The following is a 21,041-nucleotide window of genomic DNA, read 5'->3' as shown; positions in this document are numbered from 1 at the left end:
GGGGGGCAACAGGAGCCCACAGCGGCGTCGGTCGCCGACGCGGACGAGTCATCGGCGGTTGATGACGAGCGAGCCCGCCATGTCGAATCCCTCGACGCCGACGCGCTCGCCGAGAATCGTCTCGTCGAGGTCGCAGTCGTGGACCTCGGCGTCGGGGAAGACGATGGTCCGGTCGAGGGTACTGTCGGTCACGTCCGCCCCGGCCATCACGTGGACGGTGTCGCCAATCTCGGAGTTCTCGACGGTCGCGTCGGGGTGGACGAGCGACCCGCCGTCGAGCTTCCACTCGACCGCCTCGAAGTACGACTCCGGGGTCCCGATGTCGAACCAGACGTCGTCGAACGTGAACGCGTACACCGACTCCTGTTGCTGGAGCCAGTCGATGTACCAGCCGGGTTCGTCGGGGTTGTTGTCGCCCGAGAGGTACTCCTCGAACCGGAGCGAGTCGGCCGGGAACGCGTAGCAGGCGATGGAGACGAGCGTGCTCTTGGGGTGGTCGGGCTTCTCCTGGAAGTCGACGACGCGCTCGCCGTCGAGTTCGACCAGCCCGTAGGACTTTGCCCGCTCCCGCGAGCCGACGTCGTAGGCGGCCAGCGCCGGCCCGTCGTGGGACTCGAAGAAGTCCAGGAACTCGGCGGGATCGAAGCCGATGAGGTTGTCGCCGCCGATGACGAACAGGTCGTCGTCGATGCCCTCGCGGTCTATGAGCTGTGCGAGCGCGCCGACGACGCCGAACTTCTCGTCTTCGCCCTCCGTGCTCTCGACGGAGAGCTGGACCTTCTCGTACCCCATCTCGTCGATATGGGCCTCGAAGTCCGCGGCGAAGGCCTCGTTCGTGCTCAGGTAGGTCGTGTCGACCCGGTCGTCGGCTTCGAGCGACTGCAAGACGCCGTCGATAACGGTCGTCTCACCGACCGGGAGCAGCATCTTCGGTCGTCGCCGCGTAATCGGCCACAGTCGTGTCGCGTAGCCGCCGGCTAGAACTATCGCGTCCATACCCCCACAGTCAGCCCCGAATTATAAAGTGGTAACTACTTATCGGCGACCCTAGAGGTTGAGCTGCCAGACGGTCGTGCCGGCGGTGACGAGGTCCTCGTCGTCCGCGGCGGCGACGATGACCTGGTTCTCGCCGGGGTCGACGTCGACCGCGACCTCGAACGCCCGGTCCTCGACGGGGATGTACACGATGTCGGCAGGGGTCTTGACGACGACACAGACGCCGGTCGTCTCGCCGGAGACGACCAGTTCGTTCCCGCGGAACTGCGTGTCGACGCGCAGTGCCGGGCTCCGGTCGTGGGTGTGCGCCCGTCGCTCGCGGTATCGCTCCTCGACGAACGTGGGCGTCTCGACCGGTTCGCCGGCGCTGATGCCGTGGGCCAACCGCACGTACTGGGCCATCGACCACGCGAGCGGCGTCGCCGAGCCGGTCCCCTTGGCGAACTCCCACCCGTAGTCGGTGGCGTGGCCCCGGTCCCATATCTGCTCGGCGAGCATCCGCCCGGAGTTCGCCACGTCCTGCATCATCCGGAGGCAGTTCTCGGGCCGGATGTCCGGGTCGTCACGGTGGAGTTCGTACTCGCCGCGCTCGCCGGTCAGCAGCGGCCAGAGCCGGCCCTTCCCCTTGTGTTCGACTGTCCACGGCGCGCCCTGGTCGCCCCGGCCGCGCTCGCCGTAGCCGTCGCCGTTGTACCGGTAGAAGCCGGGTGCGTACTCGGTGTCGACGCTGATGGTGTCGTCGACCTCGGCGACGGAGTTCCGGATGGCCTCGTCGTCGTCGGGCTTGATGCCCAGCCGCACGAGGTCGAGGAACCCGCCGTCGATGATGTTGCGCTCGTCGAGCGTCGGGCCGTCGTTGGCGAGCGTGCGGAGGTGGCCCGCGTCGGGGTTGCCGTCGAGGGTAATACGCGTGTAGTAGGGCGTGTTGGTGTGGCGCTCGGTCCCGGTCTCGGTCGCGGTCCAGGCCTCGACGTTGTTGGCCCACTGGTCGGCCAGGGCCAGCCAGACGAGGGCGTCGGCCTGGTGGCCGGTGTCGAGCGCGAGCTTCGCCGCGCACGCGAGCCCCGCGATTTCGGCCGCAATCGAGGACGGCGAGAAGCCGGCCTCCTCCTCCCAGCGCTCCTGTGCGGTCTCGGGGCCGTGGCGGACGACGTACTCTGCCGACCGCCGGACGTTCTCGTAGCCGTACTCGACGTCCTCGAAGTCGACGCCGGCCTCGGCGAGCCGGTAGGCCATCACCTGCGGGAACGAGATGTTGTCCATCTGCTCGCCGCCCCAGCGGGTCGTCCCGTTGACGTAGGTGTTCTGCGGGATGAAGCCGGCCTCGTCCTGCTGGTACTCGTAGATGTACTCCAGCTGGTCGGTGGCGATGTCCAGCGACCCGATGGCGTCGAAGACGCTGAACACCTGATACAGGTCCCGCGACCAGACGAAGTTGTAGCCGTAGCCCTTGGGTTCCTCGGCGTGGACGGCCTCGCCCCACGGCACGGACGGCGAGGCGATAGAGGCCCCGTGGTAGGTCTTGTCCTCGACCGCGAGCAGCGTCATCAGCGCCGTTCTGTACTGGTTCGCCAGCGTCTCGTCGTCGGCGACCGAGTCCGGGAGTCGCTTGTCCGCGAGGAACTCGGCCCAGGTGTCTGCGTACTCGGCGCTGACCGTCTCGTAGCCGCGGTCGAGCGCGCCGTCGGCCTCGCCCAGCGCGGCGGCGGTGTCGGCCTGGCGCGCGAACCCGAGCGCGACCGTGTCGTTGATGCGGCTCCCCGAGTCCAGCCGGCCGATGAGGACGAGGTTCGTTCCGTCGATGGACTCGACGGGGTCCGGGAGCTCGCCGTCGGAGTACAGCCCGTCCAGGCGGTCGCTGCCGGCCGCGCCGACGGTCGCCCAGTCGAAGCGCCCGGCCGCGGCCATCGCCACGGCGATGGAGTAGGCGTCGCCGTTCTCGTCGACGAGCAGGTCGTTGTCCGTCTCGTCGGTGTAGGCCAGGGGGTTCCGACCGACGAGGTGGTAGCTCCCGGGCTGGCCGTACCTGATGGCGCGGTCCTCCGACACCGTGCTCGTGAGCGCGATGTCGGCGACGGAGAACACGTCGTAGGCGTTGCCGTCGTCGGCGCTGAAGGACACGTCGGCGACGATGGCGTCGTGTTCGGGGTCGGTCGCGTAGTCGACGGTCAGCGTCCACTGGTGACCCCGACCGTCGCCGGTCTCGGTGAAGACGTGGCGATAGAGCAGCGCCTCGTCATCGACCGGTTCGACGCGACGCCGGACGGTGTCGTCGGTCCGGCGGTTCTCCCGGTGGGTCCGGACGGCGTAGTCCGTCTCGTCCGTACACCGGACGAGAAAGTCCAGCGTCCGGAGGTTCATCAGGTCGACCTGCGGGTAGCGGGCCTCCGTCAGCGCGCCCTCGGTGAGCGTGAACCACACCCGCGAGGGGTCCGACGCGTCGTGGTCGGCGACGGTGCCGACGCCGTACTTCTCCCCGGTCGTCCAGGTCGGCCGCTCGCTGGGCCCCTCGGTGCTTGCCGACGTCGTCGGGAGCGCGTTCAGTTCGCCCAGCCGGGCGGTCGCGTGGAGTCGGAGCGCGTGCGACCAGCCCAGCGGCGTCGCGCTGTCGAGGTCGCCGTCGTCGAAGGCCTGCTCGGCGAGGTAGCCGGCGTCGGTCGTGAGCGGCCCGTCGTCATCGAGCAGTTCGTACAGGTCGCTCGCGCGGTCGAGGTAGGCGTCGCCGCGCATGTCCCGCTCGTTCAGCATGTCGCCGACGCGGGCGGCGGCGAGCGTCCCCATGGCCGTCGTGACGGTCCATATCTTCTCGTTGTCCTGGTGGCCGGTCCGCCAGCGGTCGCCCTCGTAGCGGGCCAGCCCCGCGACCCGGCTCTCGGTGGGGTTCCGGAAGAGCGTGTCGAGCGTCGTACTCACGTGGTCGGCCAGGCGAGTGAGGTGGTCGTCGGTCAGCGTGGCCGAGTCGACGCTGTCGTACTCCTGTAACGCGTCCGCGAGGTGGAGCCCCGCGGCGTCGATGCGGTGGTCCGGCGTCCCGTTGGTCAGCCCCATCACGTACACGCCGAGGTCGCCGTCCCAGAGGGTATCGAGCCCGTCGAGCAGTCGGTCGGCCGCCGTCAGACTCCGCTCGCGGACCGACTCGGCCATCGGCGCGCGCGCCACCGCGGCGAAGGCCTCGATGAACGTCGCGGTGGTGTGCGTGAACTGGCCGACGGCGTCCTCCCAGACGTTCTGGCAGGGCTCGGGCAGGTCGTTGGCCGCGATGTCTTCGACGAGCGTATCGACGGCCGCCTCGATAGTCTCCCGGACCGTCGCCGTCAGTTCGGCGTCCATCTTGCTGCGGTGCGTGCGCAGCAACGTCGCGAGGAAGGCGGTGACGGTCGCGGTCTGGTCGGCCTGGTACTCGGGCGACTCGGCGTTGTGCTCGACTCTCGCGTTGGCCCAGCCCGGTGCGATGGCCCCGCTGTCGGCCCAGACGCGGTGGGGCCAGCGGCCGTCCGGGAGCTGACTGTCACAGAGGAACTGCGCGCTCTCTGTCAGCATCCCGTCGGTGTCGATGTCGATCCGGTCGCCGGCTTCGAGCAGGTGCCGGGAGACGGAGGCGTCGTCGCGGAACCAGACGTAGCCGTAGCCGCCGGAGTTCGAGTAGAAGGGGTCGAACTCGGGGGCCGCGATGCGGCCGCCGGACGGCGAGGACAGCAGGTCCAGCACCCGCAGGTCCATCCGTATCGTGTCCGAGCGGGGCATCGACTCGGCCACGTCGATGCGCGTTCGCTCCCGCCCGGCCTGCCGGAGGTCGTCGGCGGTCGTGTGCTCCCGGACGCAGTCGGCGAGGTCCAGAAGCGCCGTCTCGCGGTCGACCTCGTCGTGGTTCGAGAGCTGGCTGACGAGCGTCGTGTCCTTGCTGCGCCCGGAGCGGTCAAGCGGCGCGGTCACGAGGAAGTCGCCGGTGAGCCGCGTCTGGTCGCGCCGTTCGACCGGGTCCGACCGGGGGAAGGTCACGGGGCTGTCCTCCAGCATCTCGACGAGGCGCTCCGGCCGCTGCCCGGCGACGGCCTCCAGCCCGGTCGAGGAGGCGAGGTAGTCGTGTTCCTTCCGGTGGTACACCTCCAGGACGCGGGAGTCTCGGGGGCCGGCGTCCTCGTGAATCAGCGAGCCGATGCCGCTGTCGCTGCTGTCGGGAGCCAGCGTGACGAACGCCACGAGTTTGGCGTCCTGTGGGACGGCCCCGCGCATCGCGACGTGCGTGACGTGTGCCCGACCCAGCGTCAGGTCGTACTGGTGGACCGTGAACGACCCCGCGTCGTACTCGGTCTCGACGAGCCGCGTCTCGCGGTAGTAGTGCTGTCTGATAGTCTCCAGGTCGCTGAACCACCGCGTCTCGTCCCCGAGCATCACCCCGAGCCGGGAGCGGTCGATACCGGAGAGACCGGAGAGTGAATCGGAGTAGTCTTTCAGCGTGCCGTCTTCGCCGACGTGGACGAGGCGGTCACCGTGTCCGGAGAAAGAGCCTGAAACAGTCCTTCGTTCCTCTGGAAAGCGCTCGTGACGATTTCGCTTGTACTCGTTGAGCGCTGTCGAAAGCCGCATACCTATCAAAGCAGACCAATCTCTATAAACTCCTGTGGTTCGTACAAATTAGTGATATCTCGGCGTACTGACTTGACGGCCCCCGGCAGGACCGCTCGACGGGCTACCGATGCAGATTGCCGTCGGCGGTCGGGAACACGCCGACGCTGTCGACCGTGACGGTCGTGGCCCCGTCGCCGGTGGCCCCGCGCGGTTCGCCGGACACGAGGTCGGTTTCGTCGGCCTCGACCGGCAGTCCGACGGTCGCCCGCTCGCCGGCGAAGTTGAGCACCACGACGGCCGCGTCCGCGCCGGTCGTCCGCGCGTATGCGACGACGCGGTCGGCGGGGCCCTCGTGCACGTCGTACGGGATGCGGACGAGGTCCGCGTCGGCCGACAGCGCCGGCCGGGCGTGCCTGGCCGCCGAGAGGTCGGCGACGAACGACTGGAGCGCCTCGTCGGTGTGGCCCCACGCGAGGTCGTCGCGCCGGCCGCGCTGGCCGAACTCCTGGCCGGCGTACAGCAGCGGCGCGCCCGGTAGCGTGAACAGCGCCCCCGCGGCGGCCTCGGCGGCGTCGCGCCCGTAGTCGACGACGTAGCGCGTCTCGTCGTGGTTCTCCGCGTACAGCATGAACGACGCGTGCTCCGGGAAGCCGATGCGCGCCCGCTCGTCGATGGCGTCCAGGACGGCCCCGGCGTCGGCACCGCCGCCGACCTGCCGGAGCGCGGCGTAGGTCGTCGAGTCGAAGTGCATGTCGAACAGCCCGGCCTGGAACTCCGGGATGTACGGGATAGTCTCGTCGAGCAGCAGGAACTCGCCGTCGCGGTCCTTGCAGTAGTCGTGAATCTCGCGCCAGAAGCTGTTCGGGACGGCCCAGGCCATGTCACACCGGAAGCCGTCGACCAGTTCGGCCCACTGGGCGACCGCGTCGAGCAGGTGCCGCCGGACCGGCAGGTGGTCGAAGTCGAAGTTGGCGATGTGTTCCCACTCGAAGTACGTCTCCGGTTCGGTTTCGGTGCGCCACTCGTACCAGTCGCGGTACTCGCTGTCCGGGTCGTCTCGCGCGGCCTCGAAGTACGGGTGGGTGCGCGCCGAGTGGTTGCAGACGAGGTCGAACAAGACCTTGAACCCGCGGTCGTGGGCCGCGTCGACGAACCGCTCGTAGTCCTCGCGGGTGCCCAGGTCCGACGCGATGTCGAAGAAGTCCGTGATGTTGTAGCCGTGGGGCGCGTGGTCGTTCTGCAGGACCGGCGTGAGCCAGAGCACGTCGACGCCGAGCGAATCGAGGTAGTCCAGGCGGTCGACGATAGCGTCGAAGGGCGACTGCTCGCTGTCGCCGGCGAACGTGCGGACGTAAATCTCGTAGATGACCGCGTCCTCGGCCCAGTCCGGCGCGTCGTACGGGCGGGCGGCGGCGACGCCGGCCCCGCTGGCCACCGTCTCGACCCCGTCCGCGGTGCGCGTGAACTCGACGGCGTCGGGCACGCTGTAGCCGTGGTCCCCGACCGCGACGCCGTGGATGCGGGCGCGCTCCGGGAGCGCGTCGAGGGGAATCCGGAGGTCCGTCCCGTCCCGGGTCACCGCGTCGGCGTCGATGTCGTCGCGGTCGTCGAACAGGAACTCGACGGCGAGGTCCGCGGCCGTCTCGGTCCCTTCGGGGTGGGGGCTGCGGTCCGCGCGGACGACGGCCTCGTCGCCCTCGATGGCCGGCCGCAGGGTCAGGCGCGGGCGACCGCCGCCACCGTCGCCGTCGCTGCCGTCCTCGGCGAGTGTGTACGCGTCGCTCCCGCCGGAGCCGCTTCGCCCGCCGGAGACGCCCCCGCGTCCCCCGCCGGAGCGACCGGACCGCCCAGAGGTGTGTGGCCCGCTGGATTCGAGCCGCCCCGGGAACGCGCGAACGGTGAGGTCGTGCTTGCCGTCCGGCGCGGTGAGGCGGACGATGTACCTGCCCGGCGTGTCGGGGACGAAGTGTTCGACCGGGTCGTCACCGAGTGTAGCAGTAGACTGTACCGGCGCACGCGCGATGTGCCAACTGTAGTCCGCCGCCGGGTCCGGGTCCCGGGGCGCGAGTTCGACCTCGTCGCCCGTCGCCACGAACCGCGGCGGTCCAGGATGGTGCATAGGTGCACTGCGATTGTCAGTGTCTTTGTAGTTGGGGTCGCCGAAAAGGTCCCCGGCAGCAGCGCTTTCCGACTGCGGCCTGTACCGCCCCTGTGCCCGAGTATCGACGCGACGCCGCGTTCGCCCTGCTCTGTGGGCTTGTGCTCCTCGCGTACCTGCACTGGACCGCCGCGGTCGAGACGCTCCGGTCCGGGGCCGCCGTCGCCGTCGGCGTGGCCGGCGCGCTGGGCGTCGAGGCGCTGTTCGTGCTGGACACGCCCGTCGCGTCGCTGTGGGAACGCCGTGGCGTGCGGACGGCGTCGGCGGTCGCGCTCCTGGTGTGTGCCGCCGGCCTCGCGGTGTTGTTGGGTCCGCTCGTCGTCGCCGCGGCGTGCTGGGGCCTGGCGACGTACTTCGTCGTTCTCGCGGTGAGTCTGTCCAGCCGGTGACCATCCATGGCCGCTCCGGCCACTCGACGGTCATCATCGTTCTCATGAGGGCATTCACATACGAAAGGTTCGTCTTCTACATAGATTGAATAATATAGAGGTAAATAGCGCCTCTACAAAACTATGAAACCAATTTAAGACCAAATATTCTTTTATTTTGGAGATAAAGAGCCAAATAGGCTAGAATCGACATATAGATGGTGTCGAGACGACTTTCGGTGCGTCGACAGACGAGCGGTCGTCAGACTGTCCCGGCTTCGAACACCACCGCGGCTGGCCGGGCCTGGTCGCCGGATAACAACTGTACTGTTATTAGACTGCGTCAGTCGCCGTCGAGACAGCCGCGGTGGACCGGACGAGCCGTTATCCGTGGGCCAGGTTGACCTCGATGACGTTGGCGGCCTGTTCCACCGTGTCGACGAGCTGGGCTTTGCGGCCCGGGGACTGCAGTCGGTTGATGGGGGCGGTGATGCTGATAGCGGCTTCCCGGCGGTCGCCGGTGTCGATTGGGACGCCGACACAGCCGGTCCCGTCGACCCGTTCCTCGGTGTCGTCGGCGACCCCCGTTTCGCGGATGGTTTCGAGTTCGGCGAACAGCGTCTCGCGGTCGGTGATGGTGTTGTCCGTCTCGGCCGGCAGCCCGCGGGTGTCGATGATTTCCGCGACCCGGTCGTCGTCGAAACTCGACAGGAGCGCCTTGCCGATGGCGGTCTTGTGGAGGTGGATGCGCTTCCCGAGGCGCGTATCGAGCGCGACTGCCTGGTCGCCGCTGGTCGTGTGGATGTAGATGCCGTAGCCCTGCTCCTCTATCATCAGGTTCGCCAGTTCACCGGTCTCGACGGCCATCCGCCTGACCTCGGGCTTTGCCACCTCGTAGATGCCGTCGTAGCGCTGCGCGATGCCGCCGAACTCCAGCCACCGGAGCCCGATGCGGTACTCGCCGTCCCGTTCCACCACCAGACCCTCGTCTTCCAGCGTCAGCAGGTGCTTGTATATCGTGCTCTTGGCCGGCTCCAGCGAGTCGGCGAGTTCGGCCAGCGTGGCGCTCCCGCCGAGGGACTTGATACCCGAGAGTACCGCCAGCGAGGTCCGCGTCGCCCGGACCGAGTCCGTTTTCGCCCGTGTCATTGGATACCGGTTCTACTGCCACGCGAATAAAATTGCCGTATCGACGGTGTCAACGCCTCTGCCGTGGCTACTGACGGACCGGAACTGGCGTCCGACACGCCGGAGACCGCCGAAACCGTTCGAAATGACGAAACGAAAAACGGGGGTGAGCGACACGGCGGCGACAGTCGGACTCGCTGGCAGTCCGATGCCGTAGCGACCGAGCGCGCTCTGGCTACCGACGAACGGTCACGTCCCGTCACTCATCCGGCGGTCACGCGACGAATAGTCAGCTATCGTGTGCGTTTCGTATTATCGAATCGGCTGAGAGGCGATGGGACGGGGATGTTCGCCGGCGTCTCGGCCGGTCGTGGACGGTAGATTTAAGCGGTTCCGTTGGGTTCTTTGAGGTGAGTTATGAGTGTGACCCGACACTACGAGCGCGAGTTCGTCAGAACGTTCTTTACCTCGCCGACAGCGGTGGACGGCGAGGACGATTCAGCGAAGATGCTGCGAAGCGCGGGCCAGCTCCGCGGCCTGCAGGCCCCGGACGTCTGGGTCCCGGACAACGAGGACGCGACGGCCCCGAACATGCGCGAGGAGGGCGTCGAGAACATCATCGACGTGGTCTCCGAACAGGGAGCCGACTTCCCCGGCGAGATACATCCGCGCGTCGTCTGGCACCGCGAGTCGCCGACGACCCGCTACCAGGGCTTCCAGCAGATGCTGGAGATAACAGACCCCGAAAACGGTGCCGTCGAGCACATCGATGGCTTCGTCATCCCGGAGGTTGGGGACATCGACGACTGGAAGAAGGCCGACGAGTTCTTCACCATCATCGAGAACGAGCACGGGCTCGAAGAGGGGAGCCTCTCGATGTCGGTCATCGTCGAGAGCGGCGAGGCCGAGCTGGCGATGGGTGATCTCCGCGACGAGATGGGCAAGCCCTCGAACAACCTCGAACGCATGTTCCTGCTGGTCGACGGCGAGGTCGACTACACGAAGGACATGCGCGCGATGACGCCCACCGGCGAACTCCCGCCGTGGCCGGAACTGCGCCACAACACCTCCCGGGGTGCCAGCGCCGCTGGCCTCATCGCCGTCGACGGCCCCTACGACGACATCCGCGACGTCGAGGGGTACCAGGAGCGGATGACCGACAACCGCGCGAAGGGGATGACCGGCATCTGGTCGCTGACGCCGGGCCAGGTCGTCGAGGCGAACACGGCCCCGCTCCCGCCGAAGACCGGGAGCTGGCTACTCGAAGCCGGCGGCCAGGAGGTCGAGCTCGAACAGGCGGACGGCAAACAGGTGTACGACGGCGACGACCTCTCGCTGGAGCCGGACGGCGACGGCGGCTACGTCCTGCGAGCCGGCGGTGAGCGACTGGAACTGGACGAGGACGAACTCACCGAGGAACTGCTCGACCGGACCGCGTACGTCCCCAGCATGAACGACATCGTCGACTCCATGGAGGAGTTCGAGGCCGCGAAGGAGGCCGGCAAGGGGGCCATCGCAATGACCCAGTCCGCGACGCTGGTCATCGACGGCGTCGAGGTCAAGGTCAGCAAGGACCGGATGTGGGACGAGGCGACCTACCAGGCCGCCCAGACGCCGATTACGCTGTTCCAGGACGTCTACGAGCACCGGCCGGACCAGCACGAAGAGCTGGAGGAGATGTACGGGGCCGACGTGGTCGAGCGGGCGACCGCCGTCGGGAACTGACGGGGCCGTTCCGTTTCGTCATTCGAAACGCCGTGGGTGCGGTTCAGTCGTCGAGCGGTTCGATGAGTTCGACGTGGTGACCGTCGGGGTCCGCGACGAAGGCCGTGTACGCGCCGGCTTCCGGCTGTGGGCCTGGCTCTTTGACGACCCCGTGGTGGTCGATGCGCTCGACCGTCGCGTCGACGTCGTCGACGCCGAGCGCGAGGTGGTCCCAGCCGGTCCCCATCTCGAAGCTCGTCTCACCTTCCGTCTCCGAGAGCTGTAGTTCGACACCGCTGTCGTCGGCCACGTAGTAGTTCGTCGTCTCGCCGTCCGGCGTGGTGAACTGCCAGGACTCCTCGAAGCCGAACTGTTCGTAGAACGCAATCGATTCCGCCGCGTCGGCGACGTTCAGGCACATGTGGAGCACGCTTGCACTGACCATACACCGCATCCGACGCCCCGGGGCAAATAGCTGGCGGGCCAGATAGAGAACGATGTCACCGCATGCCCTAGACTTTAATGATTATTGCCCCTGATTGCTTGTATGGCGATTGACAACGTCGAGGACACCTGGTCAGCACAGGAACTGGACCTCGACCGACCGGACGTGGACGAATATCGGGACCTGGCGGCGGAACTCCGCTCGCGGGTCTCCGGTGGGGTCGAGTTCGACGAGTACGCGCGGATTCTGTACGCGACCGACGGGAGCATCTATCGGGCCGAACCGGCCGGGGTCGTGTATCCGACCGACGTCGACGATGTGCGGGCGGCCGTCGAGGTGGCGACGGACCACGGCGTCCCGGTGATGCCCCGCGGGACCGGGTCGTCGCTCGCGGGCCAGACTGTCGGGCCGGGCTGTGTCGTCCTTGACATGTCCCGACACATGGACGGCATTCTCGACGTCCGCCCGGACGAACAGACCGCGCACATCCAACCGGGCGTGGTGCAGGACCACCTTGACGACGCCCTGGCCGAGTACGGCCTGAAGTTCGCGCCGGACCCCGCGTCGTCGAACCGCGCCTCGGTCGGCGGCGGCATCGGCAACAACTCCACCGGGGCCCACTCGGTTCGGTACGGCATCACCGACGCCTACACGGACGCGGTGAAGGCCGTTCTCTCGGACGGGTCGCTCATCCACGCCCGCGAGGTGGTCATCGACTCGCCGGAGTGGGAGGACATCGTGAGCAAGGACGACCGCGAGGCCGACATCTACCGGACGGTCCGCGAAATCGTCGAGGAGAACGCCGAGGAAATCGAGGCCCGCTACCCCGAGCTCAAGCGCCGGGTGTCGGGCTACAACCTCGACCGCGTCGTCTACGAGAACGACGACGGGGACCGGGTCATGAACCTCGCGAAGCTGTTCGTCGGCAGCGAGGGGACGCTGGGCGTCATCGTCGAGGCCGAACTCTCGCTGGTGACGGTCCCCGAGGAGACGGCGCTGGCGCTGTACTGCTTCGACACGCTCGCGGACGCGATGAAGGCCGTCCCGGTCGCGCTCGAGTACGACGTCAGCGCGGTCGAGTTGATGGACGACGAGGTGTTCAGGCTCGCGGCCGGCTCCGACGGCTACGCCGAGTACGTCGAGCCGATTCCCGACCGTGCGGCGGCGGCGCTGATGCTCGAATACGACTCGGAACTGCACGACGACTTCGAGGCGGCCATCGCTCGGACCAACGAGCGGTTCCTGGACGAGGGGGCGGCCTTCGAGGTCGTAGAAGCCTACACCGAAGAAGACCAGGACGACCTCTGGAAGCTCCGGAAGGCGGCGATTCCGCTCCTGATGTCGATGGACGGCGACCCCAAGCCGTACCCGTTCATCGAGGACGCGACGGTCCCGCCCGCCGAACTGGCCGAGTACGTCGAGAAGTTCGAGGCGATACTGGCCGACCACGACACCTCCGCCGCGTACTTCGCCCACGCGGGGTCGGGGACGCTCCACATCCGCCCGATTCTCAATCTGAAGGAGATGTCGGGCATCGAGGACATGCACTCCATCGCCGACGACGTGACCGACCTCGTGCTGGAACACAACGGGTCGTTCTCCGGCGAGCACGGCGACGGGATGGCCCGGACCGAGTTCAATCCCAAGATGTACGGGGACGACCTCTGGGACGCGTTCAAAGAGGTCAAGACGGCCTTCGACCCGCAGTGGTGGCTCCACCCCGGCAACGTCGTCTACCGCGACGGGCCGGACGACATCGGCCCCGACGCCGAGCGAGGCGTCGGCGCGGACATGCGCGAGAACCTCCGGTACGGCCCCGAGTACCAGTCCCTGGAGCCACAGACGACGCTCGACTTCGAGGACGAGGGCGGCTTCTCACACCTCGTCGAGCTGTGTAACGGCTGTGGCACCTGCCGACAGACCGACGGAGACGTGATGTGTCCGACCTATCGCGCCTCCGAGGAGGAGGTCCAGACGACGCGCGGGCGGGCGAACCTCCTCCGGTCGGCTATCAGCGGGGACTTAGACGAGGGCGAGATGCACTCGGACCGCTTCCAGGAGGAGGTGCTCGACCTCTGTGTCGGCTGTAAGGGCTGCAAGAGCGACTGTCCGACCGGCGTCGACATGGCCAAGCTCAAGACCGAACTGAAACACCAGCACCACCAGGCAGAGGGGACCAGCCTCCGAGAGCGGCTGTTCGCCAACATCGACACCGCCTCGAAAATCGGGTCGGCGCTGGCACCGGTCTCGAACTGGGCGACGGACATCCCGGGCGCGCGGGCGGTCATGCAGAGGGTGTTCGGCATCGCGCCGGAGCGGGAACTCCCGACCTTCCGGCGGGAGACGCTCCGGGACTGGTTCGACGCGCGCGGCGGCTCGGCCGTCTCGCGGGCCGAAGCGGACCGCAAGGCGCTCCTGTTCCCCGACACGTACACGAACTACTCGTACCCGGCCGCCGGCAAGGCCGCCGTCGAGACCCTCGAAGCCGCTGGCGTCCACGTCGCCATCCCGGACGACACCGCGCCGTCCGGGCGGGCCGCGTACTCCTCCGGGATGCTGGACCTGGCGCGTGAGCGCGCCGAGGCGAACACGAACCGGCTCGCAGGGCGTGTCGACGACGACTGGGACGTCGTGTTCGTCGAGCCCTCCGACGCGGTGATGTTCCAGGACGAGTACCGCGACCTGCTCGACGGCCCTGCGGTCTCGCAGGTGGCCGACAGCGCCTACGGCGTGCTGGAGTACCTCGACACCTACCGGCTCGACGACGCCCTGCCGGTCGAGGACCGGTCGCTCGGAGCCGCCGGCGCGGTCAGCTACCACGGCCACTGCAACCAGAAGGGGACCAACAAGGACCACCACGCCGTCGGCGTGATGCGACGGGTCGGCTACGAGGTCGACCCGCTGGACTCGACGTGCTGTGGCATGGCCGGGAGCTTCGGTTACCACGACGAGCACTACGACCTGTCGAAGACCATCGGGCGGCTGCTGTTCGACAAGGTCGATGAGAGCGACGGCGACCGCGTCGTCGCGCCGGGCGGGTCCTGCCGCTCGCAACTGGGCGACCGCGACGGCGTCGACGACATCCCACCCCATCCCATCGAGGTCGTCGCCGAGCGAGTGTCGGACGCGACGACGGGGTCGGTGTGACGGGCGCAGTCGCTGGCCGGCGACTCGCGGCGGGCCGGTACGCCGACTGGTCTCTCAATCGCGCGTGAACGACGCCGTGCCGTCGGCGAAGGAGAGTGACACCCGGTCGGTGACGGTGGCGGCGGTCGGCAGGGCCTCGACGAGCGGCTCGGAGACGCGGAGCGTCGAGAGGTCCTGCGTGTTCCGAATCCAGACGATGCGGACGGTCTCGGGGTCGTACCCGCCGAGGGCCGACAGCGCCGTCCGGACGGCGAACTCGTCGTCCGGCGCGACGAGCGGGAGCTTCGCCTTCGCCGTCGACCCGCTCGTGAGCGCGTTCGCGTACGTCTTCCGCAGGTCCAGCTGGTCGACAGCGGCTTTCCGGGTGACGTCCGCCAGCCCGATACCGATGCCGTTGCCCTTCGTGGCGTCTGTGAGTCCACGGGCGTACAGCAGATTGATGGCCGGCTCGTCCGGGTCCGGGGCGTTGAGGACGCGGTAGCGGCCGACGACGTTGGTGTCCATCCCCGCGCCGGAGACGTCTTTGCCGAGTTCGTCGACGACGAGCAGGTCGATGTCGTCGACCGGGAGCGTCGCCAGCTCGTCGTAGGCCCGCTCCAGCAGGGCGGGCTCGCGGTCGGTGAACGACCCCGCCGGAATCGCCTCGATGTGGGCCGTCTCCTCGTGGAAGTTCTCGACCAGCGCCACGCCGCCGACCAGCGGCAGGGCCGCTTCGACGACCGGGAGGGCGGCGTCGAGCGTCTCGGCGTAGCCCGCCTCGATAGCGGTCGAGTGGAACGCCTTCGCGCCGCGTTGCTTGCCCAGCCCGACGACGGCCATCTTCGTCAGGCCGCTCTCGACGCGGCCGCTGTAGTTGGTGTGTGGCTTCACCCGGTTCAGGACGACCACGGCGTCGGCCGCCCGCGCCGCCGTCGAGACGTGGACCGGCATCGCCGTATCGCCGACCGTGACGGTGTCGACCTGCTCGGTGTCCATCCGGGCGTCGATGTCGGCGTCGAGCCGCGACTCCGTGATGCCGAGACTCTCCAGAACCTCGCGCTGGCCCTCGGACGTCGCTCCACCGTGGCTCCCCATCGCCGGGACGACGACGGGCTCGAACCCCCGGTCACGTATCGCCGCGACGACGGCGTCGGCGACGTCGTCGATGCGGTGGATGCCGCGGCTGCCGACGGCGACGGCGACGGTCGCACCCGGCTCCAGCCCGTCGAAGTCGAGCCGGTCGAGTTCTGTTCGGGCCGCGGCCGGCGGGTCCGCTACGGCGTCGGTCTCCGGTTCGTAGCGGACGCGGGCGAAGTCCGGCAGCGGCTGTGGGTCGATGAGGTGGTCCACGTCGCCTCGGTCGGGGAAGTCCATAGCGAACGGTTAGCACCGAGGTATACAAAAACCGGGGTCGGACCCGGCCGCAGGCACGCGCGCCTCCCGGCCGGGACCGCGCTACTCGAACGCCGGGATGCCGGTCAGGTCATGCCCGACGATGAGCGAGTGGATGTCGTGGGTTCCTTCGTAGGTATACACGGTTTCGAGGTTCGTCAGGTGACGCATCGGGGAGTAATCTGCCGTGATACCGTTGCCACCGAGCATCTCGCGGGCCACGCGCGACTGCTCGCGGGCCATCCGCGCGTTGTTGCGTTTGGCCATCGACACCTGCTCCGGGCGGAGGTCGCCGCGCTCCTTCAGGTCGGCGAGTCGGTGAGCGAGCAACTGACCCAGCGATATCTGCGTCGCCATCTCCGCGAGCTTCTCCTGCTGGAGCTGGTAGCCGGCGATGGGGTGCCCGAACTGCTCGCGGTCGGTGGCGTACTCCAGCGCGGTCTCGAAACAGTCCATCGCGGCCCCGACCGTCCCCCAGGCGATGCCGTAGCGGGCCTGCGTGAGACAGGACAGCGGCCCCTTCATCCCCTCGACGCCCGGCAGGACGTTCGCCTCGGGGACGCGAACGTTCTGGAGGCGTATCTCGCCCGTAATCGACGCACGCAGCGAGAGCTTCCCGTCGATTTCGGTCGTCGTGACGCCGTCGCGGTCGGTCTCGACCAGGAAGCCCTGGACGGGGTCGTCGTCGGCCGACGTGACCTTCGCCCAGACCAGCGCGAGGTCGCTGATGGGCGCGTTCGTAATCCAGGTCTTCGAGCCGTTCAGGACGTAGCCGTCGGCGTCGCGCTCGGCCGTCGTCTCCATCGCCGACGGGTCCGACCCGTGTTCCGGTTCCGTCAGGCCGAAACAGCCCACCCGCTCGCCGCTGCCGAGCGCCGGCAGCCACTCCTCCTTCTGGGCGTCGCTGCCGTAGGCGTGAATCGGGTACATGACGAGCGCGCCCTGGACGCTGGCCATCGAGCGCAGGCCGCTGTCGCCGGCCTCCAGTTCCTGCATCAGGAGGCCGTACGCCGTCTCGCTGACGCCCGGCAGTCCGTACCCGTCGAGGTTCGGGGCGTAGAAGCCGAGGTCGCCCATCTCGGCGATGATTTCCGTCGGGAACGTGCCGTCAAGCCAGTGCTGTCCGACCTCCGGCTTGACCTCGTTCTCGACGAAGTCGCGGGCCGTGTCACGGACCAGCCGCTCTTCCTCGCCGAGGTCGTCCCCGAGGCCGAAGTAATCAATCATACCCGGTCTGGGGCCGGATTTCAATTAAGCGTTTGCCCGGGGAATCCCACTCCGGAGCGACTACGGCGGAACTGCGGCTGGAGGAACATTCGAGCGACCCAGTGGTATGCGGTGTTCGTCGATAAGAAGGAGGTGACGAGTTATCCCCAAATAGAAATTAAATACATCTATCTAATCACTCTGAGAGATAATTATAGAATTATACCCATATATGCAGCTTGTTTGGGCACAAAATGGAGTTATTTAAGTATTTTTGATTCCTAATTCCCTCAAATTATAACCATAATTTCGATTTCGGAACCATATTCTAGGAATTATTTTGCAGAGAAGCAACGGCAAGATACACACGTCATTCCAGGTATAGAAACATATTTCTGCAAGTGTGTACACATTTGCCTCTATGGGAGACGAAGAAGACATCGAAGACGAGACCGTATCGGTATCGATGGAGATTTCCGGGAATTACGACGAAGTCATGTCGAAACTGGCAACAGATGACGATGGGTCGACATCGCTCGTCTCGCTGCTGGACGATCTCGAACAGTTGCTCGACACGGTGGTCCGGATGAACGGTGGGACACGCAGCGCGATTGCACAGCAACTGCCCGAGGACATGACCGTCTCCTTCGACGCCCAGGCGGTCGTCGATACGCTCCAGGTGCTCGAACGGTACGACCTCGTCGTTCTCGAAGGCAACACCTGGAAGCCCGGGCCGAAACTCACGACGGAGGAGTAAGGTACGGCCGTCCGCCAGAGGGCGGCTTCGTCGGCTGGACCGTGGCGGTCCGAGCCCGACGTATCCACTCGGTAACGGTCGAGTAGTCGGTCGCAAACCCCGTGTCCGACCGCCAGGGGACCTGTTGACGGCGCATGTGCTGGCGGTACCCGGCTGGAGCGGCCGTCGGCCAGAGCGGATTTAGTGTCCCCCTGCCGCTCGGTCTGCCCAGTGTCGCTGCGTAAGAGCCGTATAACAAACACCGAATGGGTGCGAGGAGCGTACGCGAGCACGGTGCGTGCTCGTACTCTCCCGACGCCCACCGTCCCCTGCTCCCCTGTACGGGACGGTGTCAGCCGGGTTTTCCCCTCCCGGCACTAGTTCTCCGAGCCGGTTCGACGACATCGGGCTCGGAGCCGGCCGCGAGGCTCCCGCGACCCGGCGCTGACTTTCGCATGCAAGCTACAGTGTCGTATGCGAGAGACGGTAACAGCGACTGCAATGTCACAACCCCTCACCGAGGCGACGCATCTGAGTGAGCGCGAACGCGAGTGCCTGGACCTGTGTCGGCAAGCAGTCGAAGTGTGCGAGTGGTGTGCCGACGAGTGTGCGGGACGCGACGGCATGACCGAATGTGTCCGCCGCTGCCGTGACGTGACGGACGTCGCATCGCTTCACTGCAAACTCCTCGCACGCGGGTCCCCTCACCGGGAGGCGCTGGCCGGACTCTGTGCGACGGTCTGTCGGGAGTGTGCCGAGGAGTGTCGACAGCACGACCACGACCACTGCCGGGCCTGTGCGAAGGTCCTGGCGGAGTGTGCCGAGGCCTGTGAAGCGATGGTCAAGTAGCGACGACGGTCTCCGCTACGGCTCCGTCGTTCTCCGGCCGCGAAAAGTTAGTGGCGGTGCGGTACCCCGACACTCGGCCTCCGACAGCTACAGGTCCGAGCTGAGTCGTATCTGTTCGTCGGTAATCGTGGCGACGGCCTCGGTCTGGAGCGGATAGCCGTCGTCGTCGGTGTCCTCCCAGCCGAGTTTCGTCACGAGCGTCGTTTTCAGGTTGGGGTCGGGGTCGACGTAGGCGGTACCGTACCGGTACCCGCTGACGATGCCGACCTCGTCGCCGGTGCTCGTGACGACCGTCTTGCCGATGTCGTCGTCGGTCAGTTGGATAGTAGACATTGCGGTCGTCGCTACCGGCGTGACGGACATCACCGACGTGCTTGCACACGCAGTCGTCCGGGCGAGGAAGCGGTCGCGTGACACCCGGCCGGATAAGTCAACGGAAAGACATACCACCGTGCCACTCGCAGTTCGGGTATCCATGCCCACCATCGTCTCCGGGACGGTTCCCGCCAGCGACCTCGCGCTCAACCATTCCCTGGAGCAGCTACCGGAACTGCAGTTCGAAATCGAGCGAATCGTCACGAGCGGTGACGACGCGCTCATGCCGATGCTGTGGGTCCGCGGGAGTCAGCGCGAGGACATCGAGCGGACACTCGGAGCCGACCCCACCGTCGACAACGTCGAACTGCTGGGCGACTTCGAGGACGAGTGGCTGTTCAGGATGGAGTGGGTCGACCACGTCGACCTCATCGTCCAGATGCTCACCAACTCGGAGGCGACGATTCTCGACGCCGTGGGCCAGGGGACCGCCTGGAAACTGCGCGTGCTGTATCCGCGCCGGTCGCTGTTCTCCAAGACCCACGACTTCTGTGCGGAACACAACCTCGCGTTCGATGTGTCGTCGATACGGGAACTCGACGAAGACCCCGCGGGCCGCTACGGGCTCACGTCCGCACAGTACGAAATCCTCGCCGAGGCGTCCGACCGCGGCTACTTCCAGGTCCCCCGCGAGGTGAGCCTGGCGGAACTCGCGGACGAACTGGGCATCACGCACCAGGCCGCTTCAGAACGGCTCAGGCGCGCGACCGACGCCCTCGTCGAGGACGCGCTGTTCGTCGACTTCGACGGCTTCGACTGACCCCGCTGCCTGCGAGCACAATATATCATTCTGGTATCACGTCGACGACAACACCGAGGTACCCGTAGGCCGTACCGTCCGACCGCGTAGGAGACGAAAATCGGCTGTGGCCCACGTAAGCTCTGCTGGGGGAGAACTATAGTAGCCATTGAAAATCAATGCACACCTGATCGCACGAGAGCAGTGCGATCAGTGTGTAAATCGTTTCAATTGTTACTATAGGCCGCGACGCGTTACCAGCGATGGTGGACCGCGTCGAAGACGTGCTCCTCGTAGATGTCACGCACCGCACCGTGGACCTGGTTCGACAGCGGGGCCATCTCGCTGACCGCCGCGTTGTCCTGGACGTGGTCCGGATTGGTCGAGCCGGGGATGACCGTCGACACCGCGTCGTGGTCCAGAATCCAGCGCAGCGCCATCTGGGCCATCGTCATCCGCTCGGGGACGTGGTCGCGGAGTTCGTCGACGGCGTCGAAGCCCGCGTCGACCGGGAGACCGGCGAAGGTCTCGCCACGGTCGAAGGCCTCTCCCTCGATGTTGAAGTTCCGGTGGTCGTTCTCGGGGAACTCCATGTCCCGCGAGAGGTTGCCGGTCAGGAGCCCGGAGGCCAGCGGGACGCGAACGATGACGCCGACGTCGCGGCGCTTTGCCTCCTCGAAGAACAGCTCCACGGGCCGCTGGCGGAACATGTTGAAGATTATCTGGACCGTCTCGACGCCCGGGTACTCGATGGCTTTCAGCGCCTCTTCGACCCGCTCGACGCTGACGCCGTAGTGGTCGACCTTCCCCTCGTCTCGCAGCCGCGCCAGCGCGTCGAAGGTCTCGGGCTGGTAGTAGGCGTCCGTCGGCGGGCAGTGCAGTTGCAGGAGTTCGAGCGAGTCGACCCCGAGGTACTCCCGCGAGCGGTCGACGTGCTCCGAGAGGTTGTCGTAGTTGTAGCGGTCGGCGGTGTGCGGGTCGAGCCGGCGGCCGGCCTTCGTCGCGACGGTCACCTCGTCGCGGACCCCGCGCTCGTCGAGTACCTCGGCGATGCGCTGCTCGCTGAAGCCGTCGCCGTACACGTCGGCGGTGTCGACGAAGTCGATGCCCGCGTCGAGCGCGGTCCGGACCGTCTCCCGGCCCTCCTCTTCGGAGACGTCGCCCCAGTCGCCGCCGATGTTCCAGGTGCCCAGTCCGACATCTGTCACGTCGTACCCCGTCGTACCTAACTGTCGTCGGTTCACGTCCGA

At 67.1% G+C, this 21,041-nt stretch carries 15 protein-coding genes; 6 read left to right on the top strand and 9 right to left on the bottom strand.

Going from position 1 to position 21,041, the window contains the following annotated elements; translation table 11 throughout:
• Positions 1–48: 48 nt before the first annotated feature.
• The 3 genes from VI123_RS04330 to malA all read right to left on the bottom strand — a co-directional run bounded on the left by VI123_RS04330 (position 49) and on the right by malA (position 7,684).
• Positions 49–996 carry a sugar phosphate nucleotidyltransferase gene (locus tag VI123_RS04330; RefSeq protein ID WP_336336824.1) on the bottom strand — a complete coding sequence of 316 codons (948 nt, stop codon included), beginning with the start codon at positions 994–996 and terminating at the stop codon, positions 49–51.
• A gap of 51 nt (positions 997–1,047) precedes the next feature.
• Positions 1,048–5,583 carry a glycoside hydrolase family 15 protein gene (locus tag VI123_RS04325; protein ID WP_336336823.1) on the bottom strand — a complete coding sequence of 1,512 codons (4,536 nt, stop codon included), beginning with the start codon at positions 5,581–5,583 and terminating at the stop codon, positions 1,048–1,050.
• 103 nt (positions 5,584–5,686) lie between these two features.
• Positions 5,687–7,684 (bottom strand): alpha-amylase MalA, encoded by a 1,998-nt coding sequence (gene malA, locus VI123_RS04320; protein WP_336336822.1) that lies wholly within the window; start codon positions 7,682–7,684, stop codon positions 5,687–5,689.
• A gap of 92 nt (positions 7,685–7,776) precedes the next feature.
• On the opposite strand from malA, the gene VI123_RS04315 reads away from it, so the two are divergent.
• Positions 7,777–8,112 carry a hypothetical protein gene (locus VI123_RS04315; protein WP_336336821.1) on the top strand — a complete coding sequence of 112 codons (336 nt, stop codon included), beginning with the start codon at positions 7,777–7,779 and terminating at the stop codon, positions 8,110–8,112.
• Between the two features lie 363 nt (positions 8,113–8,475).
• Here the strand turns inward: VI123_RS04315 and VI123_RS04310 are convergent, their stop codons facing one another.
• Positions 8,476–9,240, bottom strand: coding sequence for an IclR family transcriptional regulator (locus VI123_RS04310; protein WP_336336820.1), 765 nt, complete (start codon positions 9,238–9,240; stop codon positions 8,476–8,478).
• 396 nt (positions 9,241–9,636) lie between these two features.
• Between VI123_RS04310 and aceB the strand changes: the two genes are divergently transcribed.
• Positions 9,637–10,944, top strand: a complete 1,308-nt coding sequence (aceB, locus tag VI123_RS04305; protein ID WP_336336819.1) for a malate synthase AceB — start codon at positions 9,637–9,639, stop codon at positions 10,942–10,944.
• Between the two features lie 43 nt (positions 10,945–10,987).
• On the opposite strand, the gene VI123_RS04300 is transcribed toward aceB, so the two are convergent.
• Positions 10,988–11,368 (bottom strand): VOC family protein, encoded by a 381-nt coding sequence (locus tag VI123_RS04300; RefSeq protein WP_336336818.1) that lies wholly within the window; start codon positions 11,366–11,368, stop codon positions 10,988–10,990.
• A 102-nt stretch (positions 11,369–11,470) separates the two neighbouring features.
• Here VI123_RS04300 and VI123_RS04295 point away from each other — a divergent pair, with 102 nt between their 5' ends.
• Entirely contained in the window at positions 11,471–14,515 is a 3,045-nt protein-coding gene (locus tag VI123_RS04295; protein WP_336336817.1) for an FAD-binding and (Fe-S)-binding domain-containing protein, read from the top strand.
• Between the two features lie 54 nt (positions 14,516–14,569).
• Here the strand turns inward: VI123_RS04295 and VI123_RS04290 are convergent, their stop codons facing one another.
• Positions 14,570–15,868, bottom strand: a complete 1,299-nt coding sequence (locus tag VI123_RS04290) for a nickel pincer cofactor-dependent isomerase, group 22 (RefSeq protein ID WP_336336816.1) — start codon at positions 15,866–15,868, stop codon at positions 14,570–14,572.
• An 81-nt stretch (positions 15,869–15,949) separates the two neighbouring features.
• A complete protein-coding gene (locus tag VI123_RS04285) occupies positions 15,950–17,113 on the bottom strand; it encodes an acyl-CoA dehydrogenase family protein (protein ID WP_336336815.1) in 1,164 nt (387 codons plus the stop codon).
• Positions 17,114–17,513: 400 nt separating this feature from the next.
• Here VI123_RS04285 and VI123_RS04280 point away from each other — a divergent pair, with 400 nt between their 5' ends.
• Both VI123_RS04280 and VI123_RS04275 read left to right on the top strand, forming a co-directional pair.
• A complete protein-coding gene (locus VI123_RS04280) occupies positions 17,514–17,849 on the top strand; it encodes a hypothetical protein (RefSeq protein ID WP_336336814.1) in 336 nt (111 codons plus the stop codon).
• A 480-nt stretch (positions 17,850–18,329) separates the two neighbouring features.
• Positions 18,330–18,677 carry a four-helix bundle copper-binding protein gene (locus VI123_RS04275; protein WP_336336813.1) on the top strand — a complete coding sequence of 116 codons (348 nt, stop codon included), beginning with the start codon at positions 18,330–18,332 and terminating at the stop codon, positions 18,675–18,677.
• An 87-nt stretch (positions 18,678–18,764) separates the two neighbouring features.
• Here VI123_RS04275 and VI123_RS04270 read toward each other — a convergent pair whose 3' ends face one another.
• Positions 18,765–19,010: a PRC-barrel domain containing protein gene (locus VI123_RS04270; protein ID WP_336336812.1), complete on the bottom strand. Its 246-nt coding sequence runs from the start codon at positions 19,008–19,010 to the stop codon at positions 18,765–18,767.
• Positions 19,011–19,152: 142 nt separating this feature from the next.
• Here VI123_RS04270 and VI123_RS04265 point away from each other — a divergent pair, with 142 nt between their 5' ends.
• Positions 19,153–19,812: a helix-turn-helix domain-containing protein gene (locus tag VI123_RS04265; protein ID WP_336336811.1), complete on the top strand. Its 660-nt coding sequence runs from the start codon at positions 19,153–19,155 to the stop codon at positions 19,810–19,812.
• A gap of 233 nt (positions 19,813–20,045) precedes the next feature.
• On the opposite strand, the gene VI123_RS04260 is transcribed toward VI123_RS04265, so the two are convergent.
• Entirely contained in the window at positions 20,046–21,035 is a 990-nt protein-coding gene (locus VI123_RS04260; RefSeq protein WP_336336810.1) for an aldo/keto reductase, read from the bottom strand.
• Positions 21,036–21,041: the final 6 nt, after the last annotated feature.

The organism is Haloarcula sp. DT43, assembly GCF_037078405.1.
GTDB lineage: Archaea > Halobacteriota > Halobacteria > Halobacteriales > Haloarculaceae > Haloarcula > Haloarcula brevis.
This window is presented reverse-complemented; position numbering and strand designations above follow the sequence as displayed.

What these genes read in the sequence shown, in the direction of transcription:
- VI123_RS04330 (WP_336336824.1), bottom strand. Translation starts at nt 996, where the DNA reads ATGGACGCGATAGTTCTAGCCGGCGGCTACGCGACACGACTGTGGCCG.
- VI123_RS04325 (WP_336336823.1), bottom strand. Translation starts at nt 5,583, where the DNA reads ATGCGGCTTTCGACAGCGCTCAACGAGTACAAGCGAAATCGTCACGAG.
- malA (WP_336336822.1), bottom strand. Translation starts at nt 7,684, where the DNA reads ATGCACCATCCTGGACCGCCGCGGTTCGTGGCGACGGGCGACGAGGTC.
- VI123_RS04310 (WP_336336820.1), bottom strand. Translation starts at nt 9,240, where the DNA reads ATGACACGGGCGAAAACGGACTCGGTCCGGGCGACGCGGACCTCGCTG.
- aceB (WP_336336819.1), top strand. Translation starts at nt 9,637, where the DNA reads ATGAGTGTGACCCGACACTACGAGCGCGAGTTCGTCAGAACGTTCTTT.
- VI123_RS04300 (WP_336336818.1), bottom strand. Translation starts at nt 11,368, where the DNA reads ATGGTCAGTGCAAGCGTGCTCCACATGTGCCTGAACGTCGCCGACGCG.
- VI123_RS04295 (WP_336336817.1), top strand. Translation starts at nt 11,471, where the DNA reads ATGGCGATTGACAACGTCGAGGACACCTGGTCAGCACAGGAACTGGAC.
- VI123_RS04290 (WP_336336816.1), bottom strand. Translation starts at nt 15,868, where the DNA reads ATGGACTTCCCCGACCGAGGCGACGTGGACCACCTCATCGACCCACAG.
- VI123_RS04285 (WP_336336815.1), bottom strand. Translation starts at nt 17,113, where the DNA reads ATGATTGATTACTTCGGCCTCGGGGACGACCTCGGCGAGGAAGAGCGG.
- VI123_RS04280 (WP_336336814.1), top strand. Translation starts at nt 17,514, where the DNA reads ATGGGAGACGAAGAAGACATCGAAGACGAGACCGTATCGGTATCGATG.
- VI123_RS04275 (WP_336336813.1), top strand. Translation starts at nt 18,330, where the DNA reads ATGTCACAACCCCTCACCGAGGCGACGCATCTGAGTGAGCGCGAACGC.
- VI123_RS04270 (WP_336336812.1), bottom strand. Translation starts at nt 19,010, where the DNA reads ATGTCTACTATCCAACTGACCGACGACGACATCGGCAAGACGGTCGTC.
- VI123_RS04265 (WP_336336811.1), top strand. Translation starts at nt 19,153, where the DNA reads ATGCCCACCATCGTCTCCGGGACGGTTCCCGCCAGCGACCTCGCGCTC.